The following is a 12,241-nucleotide window of genomic DNA, read 5'->3' as shown; positions in this document are numbered from 1 at the left end:
TTGTAAGAAATTCGTAAGAACGTTCCTTTTATAATGTCGGTGTCGGGATCCGACGACAACGACATTGGAGGGTGAAGCTTTGATACGGAACACGATGCGTGGCTGTATTCATGTAGTGATGGTCTGGGTGCTGCTGCTAGGAGGGATGACCTTGCCCGGTCAAGTCTTCGGGAGCGCCGAACCGGGACAGGGAGGGCGGGGGCTCCGGGATCTCGGCGATTCCTATGCCCGCTCCGAAATATTGCGACTGGCCGACGAGGGGATCGTATCCGGCTATGAAGACGGCACGTTCCGTCCGACGCAATCGATCACGCGCGCGGAAATGTCGAAGATCCTATCGCTCGGCATGGCGCTTAAGGAGGACCGGGAGGCGTCGGCGCGCTACAAAGATGTGCCGGCGGACAGCTGGTATGCCGGTTTTGTGGGGGCATTGTCCTCCGCCGGCGTCGTGCAGGGGACAGGGCCGGCTCAATTTTCTCCGGAAGAGCCGGTTACAAGAGAACAGTTGGTTGTCTTTTTCGTACGTGCGATGGGGCTTGTATCCATGGCCGAAAAGCAGTCGGCCGTTGCGGAGCTCTCCGATTTCGACCTAGTGTCGGACTGGGCGAAACCGCATGTCGCCCTTGCCTATCGGATCGGGTTTATGAACGGCATCGAGAACGGCGACGGCACCGTTCGCTTCGATCCCGCAGGGAAAGCCGAGCGACAAGCGTTGGCAAGGCTGGCATTCGAGTTCAAAGTCAACGGCGAAGCGTATCGACAGAAAGCCAATGAACTCGAGTCGGCGAAGAAAGCGTCGACGCCGCAGCCGAAGCCGAAACCCGCGCCTGCACCTGCACCGTCCTCCGCTCCCGGACCTAGCGTCGGAGGGGGAGGAGGCGCTCCGCCCGAACCGGCGATCAACAGCGCGGGACAAACGCTCGCGAATTTCACGATTACCGATGGAGGCAGGACGTATGGACCTGCAACGGGCTCCGTCACGGTTGCCGGGACGTTGACCGTCGACCCCGGATCGCAGGGGGAAGTGACGCTTCGGAACATCACGGCGGCCAATCTGGTCGTATTGTCCGGATCCTCCGATTCGATCGTGCTTAACGGAGTGAAGGTAACCGGAACGCTTCGCGTCGACGTCTCCAAACAAAATAGTCCGGTTCGCATCGAGACGAATGCAGGTACGGAGATTGCGAAGACGGAGGTGCGATCCAAGGCCATCTTGGAAAATAAAAACGGTTCGTTGGGAAGCATCGAGGTGAGGGAAACCGCATCGGAGCAAACGGTCGTCATTCGAGGGACGGTCGACGCCGACGTCGCCGTCTTCGCGGAAGGGTCCGTCATTCAACTGGACAAGGACGCGAACGTGAACAAGATCCGGTTCCACTCGAAGGCAAGTCTTTCCTTCCGAAACGGAGCGTCCGTCGGCACGATCGTCGCTAACGCCGACATCGTCCTCGAAGGCCATCCCGGCGAACTGGCGGTCGTCGCCGGCGACGGCGCGCGGATCGATACCGGGAAGCTGGAGCCTGCGGCGCTGGACGCGTTCCGGCGGGCGGCCGTGAATAACGTCGTTGCGGCAGCGCGGAAGCTTCCTTCCATCGCAGAGCTCGGTCCCGAGCATGAGCCGTTGCTGGCGGAGGCCAAGGGCTTGTTGAACGCGGCGCATCAGCTGGGCGCAGCCGCGGAGGAGATGAACGAAGACGGAGATTGGACCGGCGCCATCGAACGGGGCCTAGCGAAGCTTCGGCATCTGGAGGAATTGAAGGCCGCAAGCGCCGGGTTGGCCATCGGCTTCCAGGAAGGGGATTCCGAAGCGTCCGTAACGAAATCGTTGGTCTTGCCCGTCGGCGGTTCGAACGGCATTGCGATCTCATGGACGCCCGACAGACCCGACGTCGTCAGCGTGACCGGAAGCGTCTATCGGCCCGTCGCGCCCGACAACGATGCCTTGGTTTCGATAACCGCCCGTTTAAGCAAAGGGGATGCCGCTCTTACGAAGTTATTCAAAGTCACCGTAAAGGCGCTGCCATCCGCGGCAAACCGTCCGCCCGTCGCCAAAACCGTCGAGGATCGGCTGATCGAGCTTGGAGGTCCGGCCTTGACGCTCAGCGCCTCCGCGCTGGCGGATGACCCGGACGGAAACAGCTTGACCGTGACGGAAGTCCTCGCAAGCGACAGCGGAATCGCCGGCTTGACGCTCGAGGGCGGATCGCTGCATGCCGTTCCGCTTGCCGCCGGGACAACGACGATCACGGCTACCGTACAGGATAGCAATGGCGCGGCCGTTCTTGTCGCATTCAAGCTGATCGTCCAACCGAAGCCGCCCGCGGCGCAAAGCGTGACGCTGGAATATCTGGGACATTCGAGCTTCGTGCTGGCAGCCTCGGGGAAGAAGGTGTTGATCGATCCGTGGACGCCGCGGCTGTTCGGCTTGCCTGCCTACGAGCTGACGAACGAAGCAGACATTACGCTGATCACGATGAGCCACGATCATGAGGACCATAACTACCTCGGCGCTGCGCCCACTGCCGCCGCCGCGGGCCAAGTGTTCCGAGGAACCGTCGTATCGAATCCGGATCAACCGCCTTGGGAGTGGGAATACGCCCTCCATCCGGTAACTGCCGATCATGGCGACATCAAGATCAGCAACGTGAACGTGCCTCATTTCCAAAGCGGCATGAATCTCGGCAAGATCGGAGCGAACGCAGCCTTTATCTATGAAGTCGCCGGATTGCGAATCGTTCACCTTGGCGACGGAATGGGGCCGGTGTTCGACGGATTTACGGATCAAACCATGGTGGATGCGCTTCAAGGGGAAGACGGGATTGACTTCTTGATGATCCCGATCGGCGATTCCATGGGCGGGCCGATTCCGGCCGATAAGGTGATCCAGGCGATTCGAACGCTGCAGCCGAACATCGTCGTTCCGATGCATCCATGGACGCATCGAAGCGAATTTATGGAAGTCGCGAAAACCGCGTTCCCAGTGCTCGCGCAACCGGCAGTCGTGAATCTGACCGGGCAGTCGCTGCCGAACGAGACCGTCGTATGGGGGATGGCCGCGAGAGCGGAGCTTGCTCCCACAGCAGACTTGACGGTGACGGCCAATCACGGCGCTTCGGTCGAGCTTGGATTCACGTTGCCGGTACTGGCTGAGGATGCGGCGATTGAGCTTCAGCAGTCGGAGGACGGCGGGAAGAGTTGGAGCAAGTCGTCCGCGTCGGACCCGTTGAACGCGGCTTCCCGATCGGCGGTCGTGAACGGTCTGAGTGCTGAGAAGACGTATTTCATCCGACTGGCTATGATTCAAGGCTCGTATGCGATGTATTCCAATACGGTCAACACCGCCCCTTCGGATGAACAAATTTTGACCGATCTTCTCGGAAAGCTCGGCTTTCATCAAGAGAGGAAGGAGGTTGTAGCCCTATCCGATATTACGAGGTCGGAACTCTACCATTACTCTAAGCTCGAATTGTATATCGGGAACACCGATCCGAACGAGATGTTCGGCCTGGATACGTACTCTTCCGAAGTTGCCGAAACCGTTGCGAAGGGATCGGCTGTGATCGAAGGGGTCGGCGATTCGTTCGGCAGCAACATCTGGTATCGGCTGTCGGACTCCGAAGGGGCGAGAACCGTATGGATGCAAGACGGGACCTTGTCCTACGCTCCTCCGAATGACGAAATGATGAATGGAGAATTCATCGTCCTCGGTCATGAAGGCAAAGTGAGAATCATGAACGGTCTAGGGGAATGGAACAGCGTTAACGGGTATAAAGCCATCATTGCGATCAACGGCGAGCCGGAACGGGAGTACGCGCTGCAGGAGGATGCGAATACGGACATCGTGATCGAGGGCGGCTTGTCCCCGGGGGATGTCGTGAACGTAGGCCTCATGAACCTTCATGGGAATACGAGCGCCTATGCATCCGCAACCGTTCAAGCCGGACCGACAGCCGGAACGGATGTCGACGGACAATTCGAACTGTTGGCTGACAGCGGGAGCATTCGGATAAAGAACGCCTATGGGAACATCATGTACGTCTATATTTCGAAGAACGGCGTCACGTCGGAGGCGATTCGAACCGAGATCGGAGATCCGGAAATCCCGGTTCCGGGCGGCTTGGCGTCGGGCGACGCGATCCGGGTCGCCTACAAGTCGATGTTCAACACGAGCGTGTTTTCCGATCTCGTCACGGCACCCTGACGGCAGCGATAGGAATGAAAGCAAAGCGCACCTGTATCGGCGAAACCCGACGCAGGTGCGCTTTGTTCACGTTATGGAAGGAATATGCAGTCACCCCATCCCTTCGCGCGCTCCAGTTCACGAACTTTTATGGAGGAATACGCCCCGCCTGCGCGAATATAGTTCTTAAGAATTACGTTCGCGAGAAGGGGAGTCCGCTTCATGTACCGATCCCTAATTCGATTTTACTATGCGGCCGCCGTTCTTGCCGTCGTCTGTATGAACGGCTATAACGTAGGCATCGACCGATCGACGTGGGCGCATATTTTCCGATTCGATTTCTATTTCGTGACGGGAACGATGCTGCTGTTTACGTTCGCGCTGCATCGGTATACGACGGTCCGGCTCGATCCCGTCAGGCAAACGTCGTTCCGGGAGCGGCGAGGCGAGGACGCAACGCGGCTGGCGTTCGACCGGCTGACGAGGTTCCCCGGCGAGGTGTTCCGCTTCGTCGCGCTGGCCGGCGCGATCGGTTCCGCGGCGTACCATGGACTCGAGGTGTACGGGTTCCGTATTCGTCCGTTCGACGAATTGGTCCTTCGTCATCTCGCGGTCGAGCAGGCGTTCGCATGGACGCTGGCGTTCGTATATATGTCGGTCGCGCGCTGGCTCTTGCGGCCGTATTTCCGATTCTACCGCGGCGCGCGTGCGTCGGCGGTGCCCCCGCGCTCGTTCGTCCGTCTCTGGACGGGGGCGTTCGCGGCGGGCTTGTTTTTCATCGCGATTCCGCAGCTGTGGTTCATCCGGAACATGACGCTGCGGGGAGAACAGCCGTCCGCGTCGGCGACGATCGGAATCGCGCTCGTCGCGATGGCGATCGCCAGCGCGGTCATGTTTCTGCTGTTCTTCTACTTGCGAAGGGAACTCCGCACCCTCTCCGCCTCGATGCGCGCGCTGAGCGGCGCAGCCGAGCGCCGTCCCCGCGCGCTGCCCGCGACGGTCCGGGACGAGATCGGGGAGCTGGCGCAAGCGATCGGCGAGCTGCACGCGAAAGCCGCCGCAGCCCGCGAGGAGCAGCGCGAAGACTTGGCGTTGGCGGCTTCGCTGCAGCGGATGCTGCTCCCCGCGGAGCGCCACGAGGCGGACGGGCTTCGCATCCGATGCCGCTTGCAGTCCGCGAAGGCGGTCGGCGGCGCCTTCTACGATTACATGGCGCTGCCCGATGGGCGCATCGCGATCGCGCTCGGCGAGGTGTCGAGCGCAGGCGCCTCGGGCGCGTTGATGATGACTGCGGCCGTTATGCTGCTGCGGACGGAGCTTCGCGCGGGCGGTACGCCGGGCGAGGTGTTGACGAGGCTGAACGCTTCGATGCACGACACGGCCGGCGGCGATCCGCTCGTCTCTCTCGGCCTCGTCGTTCTGGATCCGGGCGACGGAACGGCCAGGTATGCGGGAGCGGGGCATACCGCCCCCTTTCGATGGGAGGGCGGCTCGATCGAGCTCGTCCCGTCGAGCGGACTGCCGATCGGCGCGCTGCCGGATACGGCCTACATCGAAGGAGAGTGGACGTTGCGGCCGGGACAACGGCTTATCCTATACAACGGCGGAGTGGCGGAACGATTCCGTGCGGACGGGCAGGAGAACGGCTTCGCGGCATTCCGCGACTTCGCGGAGACGCTCCCCGCCGGAAGCGATCCGGAGGAAGCGCTGGACCGGATCTGGGCGTTCGGAGGAGCGGAGGCCGGGAATCGCGATGCGGACAGGGCGCTGCTGATCGCGGAGGCGACCGTCGTCCCGGCCAAGGAGGAACGGCGATATGCGTAAGCTGAAGCTGCGGCTTCTGACCAAACTCGCGGCCGTCTTCGCCTTGGCCGTCGCGGTCGGCACGACGATGCTGACGGTCGACAACGTGTTCTTGAACCATATTCCGCTCCGGCGGTTGCTCGAATTCAATATTCCGGCCATTCTTGCAGGGGACCTCTTCATCCTGATCGTCTTGTCGGTCTTCTCGTACCGCTGGATCGGGTCGGGCGACGATCCGGAAGACCTCCGCCTGCGGCTCATGCGGCTGCCGGGGAAGATGCTGTCGGGACTCTTGCTTCTGTCGATCGCCTTGTCGGCATTATACGATGTCGCAAGCATCCGGAGGAGAGGCGGATCGGTGCTCGAGCTGACCGCATCCGATTGGGCCGATCTGGCGGGCTCGTTCGTCAGCGAGATGACGGTCGCTCTCGTGATCGGCACGCTGCAGTACGCCCTATCCCGCAGGGCGGTGCGCCCGGTGCTCTTATCCCTGGGAACGAAGGAGTCGCGCCCGGCCCCGCTCGCCAGCCTTCTACTGCCGATGAGCGTCGCGACGCTTAGCTGCTTTTTCGTCGTGTCCACGGCAGGGTTCGAGTACTTGTCCGGGACGTCGCACCGGCCGATCGAGATCGGCAATATCGCGGTCGCGGCGGCGATTCGGCTCGCGTTCGGCATGACGGTGTTTTACTTGCTGGTCGCGGAAATCCGGCAGGACATCCGGACGGCGTCGGCCGAGGTGAAAGCGTTGCAGCAGGGCGGAGGCGCTTCCGCGCATCGCCCGATTCCGGTCGTGTCCGGCGACGAATTCGGGGAACTGGCCGAAGCGTTCAACCGGCTGCAGCGTCATATGGGCAGGTCGTACGAAGAGACGAGGCAGGAGCTTCGTCTCGCCTATCAGGTGCAGAAGAGTTTGCTGCCGGCGGCGGCGCGAAGCCGCGGCGGACTCGAGCTGGCGGCGTTGTCCGCGCCGAGCCGGGAGGTCGGCGGCGATCTGTTCGATATCGTCGAGCGGCCGGACGGCGGACTCGTCGTCATGATCGGCGACGTGTCCGGCAAGGGCGTATCCGCATCGATGCTGATGACGGCGACGCTCGCTTTGTTTCGGAAGGAAGCGCGCGCCGCGGACTCCCCGGCGGAGCTCCTGCGGCGGCTTAATATGGCGATCGCGGAGACGCTGCAGGGGCGCATGTACGTCACGATGGGCGTCGGGTTCTGGGATGCGGCGTCGTCGTCCTGGCGGTACGCTTCGGCCGGACACGTCTCGCCGCTGCTCGTTCGGGGGCGGCGGGCAGAGGAAGCGAAGGCGCTGCCGTCGTTGCCGCTCGGGATCGATGCCGAGGAAGACTATGCGGAGACGATCGAACGGCTGGAGGCAGGCGACGCGCTGCTGCTCTACACGGACGGCATCGTAGAGGCGACCGCCGAGGACGGGGAGCTGTTCGGCTTCGCCCGGCTGGAACGGGCGTTGGAGCGGATCTCGGAAGGGGGCTCCGCCGAGCAGGCGCTTCGGCGTCTGATCGAGCTGCTGCCGCCGCCCGGCCAAGGGGCGTACGATGACGATCGGACGCTGCTGCTGCTTCGACTTCCCGTTGCCGGAGAGGAGGCGGATCGCATTGCGGGATCATGAGGAACGGTTCGCGCTGGAATGCATCATCGCGGACAACGCCGGCGATTGGCCGGAAGAAGCGACGGCTCCGCCGCCGGAGGAATGGCTGGCGCGATCGCCGACCGTCGCCGCCGCCTACGCGAGGCGTCTCGCGCGGGACGGACGATTCGGGGAGGCGAAGCCGCTTCTCGCTTTCGCGGTGCGGGGCTTCGCCCGATCGGGCGCGGCGGGTGCGCTCCGAGCGGGCATCGCCTGGCTCGCCGACGTCGGCTTGCATCTGGGGGACGTCGCGGAAGCGGAGACGGGGCTGCGATTTTTGCAGGAGGAGACAGAGCTTCCGGACGACGGCGGCGACAGTCGCCCGGACGTCTGGTTCGCGCTGGGCCGGGGCGGGTTCCTGCTCGGCCTCTCCGTCGAGGAGCGGCTGCGACGCTTCGAAGAGGCGGCGATCGGGTTCGCCGGGGCGGACCGGAGGGAGCGGGCGCTGGCGGCCGCCTTCGAATGGAAGCGCCTGTCGGAGGCGGCGGAGATCCCGGCCGAAGCGGGGGCTCCGATCATCCGAACGATGCGCCAGAAGGCGGCGTGGCATCCGGCGTACCTGCCGCACGCGAAGCTGCTCGAGGTCGGTCTCGACGCGTCCGCCTTGGAGGAGGCGTTCGGCGCGAGCGACTACTATCGGGCGCTGGCCGAGGCGCTGCGGCTGCGACTGAGGCTGTCGACGCTCGGGGGCGCGGAGCTGGATCGCGAGGCGGAGCGGGCGGAAGCGGCGCGGCGCGAGCGGTTCCCCGGCGACCTCGAGCTGCAGGCCGAGGAACTGCTGCGCACTGCGTCGAGGCATGCTCGCGCGGGACGCGCCGGGGAAGCGAAGGCGGCGCTTGCGGACGCCGAGGCGCTGCTGCCGCTCGGGCTTCCGCCGGAGTACCGCCGCGCGATCTCTCGCGCGGCCGCGCTCGTCGAAGGGCCGACGGCGGCGCCTCGGGAAGGCGCTCCGGTGCGCGTGCGCTGCTTCGGGGAACTCGCGCTGGAGCGCGCGGGGGAGCCGATCGCGGCGCCGCGCTGGAAGCGGAAGAAGGCGCAGGAGCTGTTCCTCTTGCTGCTGCTTCGTCCCGGTCACGCGATGCCGAAGGAGCATGCGATCGACGCGTTGTTCGGCAGCGACGCGGAACCCGTCAAGGCGGCCAATCAGCTGTACGTGGCGATTCACGAAATCCGGCGCGCGTTGAAGGAGGCGCTCGGCTGGGGCGAGGGCGCCGTGCTTCGGGACGGCGTCGTGTCGCTGCCGGAGGCATCGATCGAAGAGGTCGACGCGGAGAAGTACGTCACGCTGGTGCGCGTGGCCGATCGGCTGCAGCTGGATCAGCCGGAGCTGTCCGAAGAACTGTACGAGACGGCGGCCGAGTTATACGGGCCGCTCTTGCCCAATAAGCCTTACCTCGAATGGCTGGACCGGCAGCGCGACGAGCTCGAGCGGCTGCAAAGCCGTGTGCTGGAGCGGCTGTATCGCGCGGCGCTTCGCCGATCGGACATGGCGCGGGCCGAGCGGTACGCGAGAGCGTGGTCGGAGCTGGACCCGCATCGGGAGGAACCGCTGCAGGCGCTGTTGGAGCTGCTGACGGACGCGGGGCGGAAGTCGGAGGCCGAGAGTCTATACGAGGCGTTCGAACGTCGGCTGCGGGACGAGCTCGGCGCGAAGCCGTCGCCGGAGACGAGACGGCTGCTCGGCGCATCCGCTTCTGTAAGGAAAATGTAAGCGAGCTTGGTTACACTTAAAGAAACACGACCGGAACTAGAGGAAGACGGTGAGCGGATGACGGAGCTGACCGGCGGCGAAGTCCGCCGAACGTGGCGGTACCCCAGCCGCTACGGGGAAGAGAAGCGGGTGCTGGCCGACCTGAGGACATTGTCCCTCGGCTGCGGGTTTCCGGCCGATCGCATAGAGGATATGGCCAGCGCCGTGGCGGAGGCGTGCCTCAACGCGGCGGAGCACGGCAACGGCATGAATCCGGAACGGTGGGTGCTCGTAGAGTTCGAGTACGCGGGCGGCGAGGCGCGGTTCCGCGTATACGACGAAGGCCCCGGGGCCGACGAAGCGAAGCTGTCGAAGCGGACCGCGCCCGCGAACGAAGGCAGCGAACGCGGGTGGGGCATTCTGCTCATGTCGGAGCTGGCGGACAGGGTAGAGCATTTTCGGGGGGGACGCGGGTTTTGCACGGCATTGACTTTCATGCTAAGGAAGGAGGAGGGACGATGAACCGCGATTGCCGCGCGACGCTGCGGGAAACGCAGCATTATACGGCGCTGACGCTGCACGGGGACCTGACGAAGCAAGCCGAGGAGACGCTGCTCGGCCTGCGGTCGTGGCAGGAAGGGCTCGACGGCGGGAAGACGAACCTCGTCATCGACTTCGCCGATGTCCCTTATATTAACAGCGCAGGCATCGCCCTGCTGATCCGGATCGTCCGCTCGGGCCTGAAGGCGGGGTACCGCACGTTCGCATTCGGGGTAAGCGGGCATTATCAGAAGTTGTTCCGGATGGTCGGGTTAACCGAATATATGGCGATATACCCGAGCGAATACGCCATAGCGGAACGGATCGAGCAGGACTGCGGTTGACCCGCGGACGTCGGGATCGAGCCGGTCGAGCCATCCGGACCGCTTCGCGGCGATGCCGGCGGCCCCGGCGCTGCGGCTGCGGCGGGCGGCGAAGACGCGCCATGCCGCGTAGACGAGCGCGAAATAGAGCAGCGTCTCGACGAACCGGAGCGGCCCGAAGTGGTCGGAACGGAAAGAAGGCACTTCCGCTCGATTATAGGCGCCGAAGCGATCGTACCCGGTGCGGCCGGCGATGAACTCGACGAGCGGACCGAGGGCGAGGTGGAACGCCGCGAGCGGAACGCCGAGCCGCGCGAACCGATCGGCGAGGAAGCGCGCCGGGCCTTTGCGGTCGTATGACGGCGGGGAACCATCGCTCGATGAACCGTCAAGCGTTGTAATCGTTCGTCGTCATTAAGCGCTTGAACATGAACAGCAGCTTCAGCTTCAGTAAATCCCCCATTTTCCTCAAGTCCAGCCCCAGCAGCTCGCTCATCTTCTCCAAACGGTACAACACCGTATTCCGATGAATGAACATTTGCTTGGCGACCTCATTGATTTGCCCTTCGTTGGCGAAATAACATTCCAGCGTGCTCAGCATGTACGTCCGGTACTCTTCGTCTTTCGATTGGAGCGGACGCAGCACGTTGTCGCAGTATCGCTTCATGATGTCGTTGGGAATGTACCGAAACACATACGACAGCTCCAGGTTGGCGAAAGGGACGACCGGGGAGTGGAAGGAGAGCGCGTCCGCGATCTTCTTCGCTTCCGTGCATTCCTCGTACGCTTCCAACAGCTCGGGCAGCTCGAGCTTGACCTTGCTCACGTAGCTTCGCAAGGGGTCGCCGGCTTGCGTTCGATGGATGTCGTCGAAGCTCTTCACGACGAGATTCATGAACGCCTCCCCGGAGCTTGCGCCGTCGTTCATCTGAAACACGGACAGCAGGCGGTCGCGGAACAGGACGTGCTGCCGCGACTCCAACGTTCCCAGATGCAAGTGGTATTTGATTTCCCTGCGAAAATCGTGGAATCGATCGCGGGCGGACTCCGGAGACGAATCCGCGGACGGGATGGTGACGACGCACACGAACGGGCCGGCGGGTCCGGGCGATCCGATCGTCCTCGCTTGTTCCTGGAACGTATCCCTCGGAATTTGCCGCTGCACGTACCGTTCGATCAACGTCCCCCATTGGTAGCTGGCGATCGTCTGTTGATCGTCGTCGAGGCGGCTCATGTGATGGGATAAAATTTCGGCCGCTTGATGCAGCAGCCCCTCTTCTTCTTGAAGCGCGTCCGGATCGTCGGACATCACCAGCAAGAAGCCGTAGCAGTCGGCTTCCTTCGTCAGCGGAATGCGACTCGTCCAGCCGCGTTCGCTCTCGATGCGGCTCAGCTTCGGAGGCCAAGGCCAAGACGCGAGCAATTCCGCCTCCGGCCATCCGCTCGCATTCAATAAAATTTGCCCCCGCGCGTTCACGACGGCGAGAGGGCGCGCCAGAATGTCGGCGACCTTCTGGAACGGATCGGCGAAGCTTTGCGTTTGCAGCGCGAACCGGACAAGCTGCTTCTGCTTCTCGAGCGCGTCGTGGAGCTTCTCGGTGCTGCGTTGAAACTCCGCGTGGAAGAGGGCGTTCATCTGGTCGGAGAAGGTAAATTCGTAAGGCAGCTCCAGAATCGGAAAATGCATGCGGTCGGCCTCTTCCAGAACGATGTCCGGAATCTCCGACCAATACCTGCCGAGCTTGATGCCGATCCCCGCCGCTCCTCGTTCGTCCAGCTTCCGCAGCATCTGGAGGAAGCTGTCCGGCGTATCCTTGATGGCGAAGGCGGTCGTAAACAACATCTCCCCGGATTTGATCCAATCGAAGACGTCGGGGGCGTCCATCGTATTGAGCGACGTGATGATTCGTCCGATCCCCTTCGAACCGGCCACGAGCTTGGCTTTCGACAAGGGGTAGATGGTCAGGGCTTCCTCGACCGTTAAGCGCATGCTCCCGTCTCCCTTCCATAGCGTTTCACTATATTAAAGAAATATAAAACTACTTCTAAGGTTTGGTCAA

8 protein-coding genes are annotated in these 12,241 nt (G+C 63.0%); 7 read left to right on the top strand and 1 reads right to left on the bottom strand.

Annotation, left to right across the window (positions count from 1 at the left end; translation table 11 throughout):
• The first annotated feature begins 79 nt into the window (after window positions 1-79).
• From RIN49_RS13795 to RIN49_RS13765, 7 genes are all read left to right on the top strand, one after another.
• Window positions 80-4,201 carry an S-layer homology domain-containing protein gene (locus RIN49_RS13795; RefSeq protein ID WP_309120752.1) on the top strand — a complete coding sequence of 1,374 codons (4,122 nt, stop codon included), beginning with the start codon at window positions 80-82 and terminating at the stop codon, window positions 4,199-4,201.
• A gap of 201 nt (window positions 4,202-4,402) precedes the next feature.
• The gene (locus RIN49_RS13790) at window positions 4,403-6,004 is read left to right on the top strand and encodes a PP2C family protein-serine/threonine phosphatase (protein ID WP_309120751.1); all 1,602 of its coding nucleotides are present in this window, start codon (window positions 4,403-4,405) and stop codon (window positions 6,002-6,004) included.
• On the top strand, window positions 5,997-7,610 hold the full coding sequence (locus RIN49_RS13785) for a PP2C family protein-serine/threonine phosphatase (RefSeq protein WP_309120750.1): 1,614 nt from the start codon (window positions 5,997-5,999) through the stop codon (window positions 7,608-7,610). The genes RIN49_RS13790 and RIN49_RS13785 overlap by 8 nt, the downstream gene beginning before the upstream one ends.
• Window positions 7,537-9,339: an AfsR/SARP family transcriptional regulator gene (locus tag RIN49_RS13780; protein ID WP_309120749.1), complete on the top strand. Its 1,803-nt coding sequence runs from the start codon at window positions 7,537-7,539 to the stop codon at window positions 9,337-9,339. The genes RIN49_RS13785 and RIN49_RS13780 overlap by 74 nt, the downstream gene beginning before the upstream one ends.
• A 57-nt stretch (window positions 9,340-9,396) precedes the next feature.
• Complete coding sequence (locus RIN49_RS13775; RefSeq protein ID WP_309120748.1) at window positions 9,397-9,840, top strand: ATP-binding protein; 444 nt, start codon at window positions 9,397-9,399, stop codon at window positions 9,838-9,840.
• Window positions 9,837-10,202, top strand: coding sequence for an STAS domain-containing protein (locus RIN49_RS13770; RefSeq protein WP_309120747.1), 366 nt, complete (start codon window positions 9,837-9,839; stop codon window positions 10,200-10,202). The genes RIN49_RS13775 and RIN49_RS13770 overlap by 4 nt, the downstream gene beginning before the upstream one ends.
• A 159-nt stretch (window positions 10,203-10,361) precedes the next feature.
• Window positions 10,362-10,541 (top strand): hypothetical protein, encoded by a 180-nt coding sequence (locus tag RIN49_RS13765; protein ID WP_309120746.1) that lies wholly within the window; start codon window positions 10,362-10,364, stop codon window positions 10,539-10,541.
• A 28-nt stretch (window positions 10,542-10,569) separates the two neighbouring features.
• Here RIN49_RS13765 and RIN49_RS13760 read toward each other — a convergent pair whose 3' ends face one another.
• Complete coding sequence (locus RIN49_RS13760; RefSeq protein WP_309120745.1) at window positions 10,570-12,171, bottom strand: PucR family transcriptional regulator; 1,602 nt, start codon at window positions 12,169-12,171, stop codon at window positions 10,570-10,572.
• Between the last annotated feature and the right edge of the window lie 70 nt (window positions 12,172-12,241).

Source organism: Paenibacillus sp., from assembly GCF_031177825.1.
GTDB lineage: Bacteria > Bacillota > Bacilli > Paenibacillales > YIM-B00363 > Paenibacillus_AE.
This window is presented reverse-complemented; position numbering and strand designations above follow the sequence as displayed.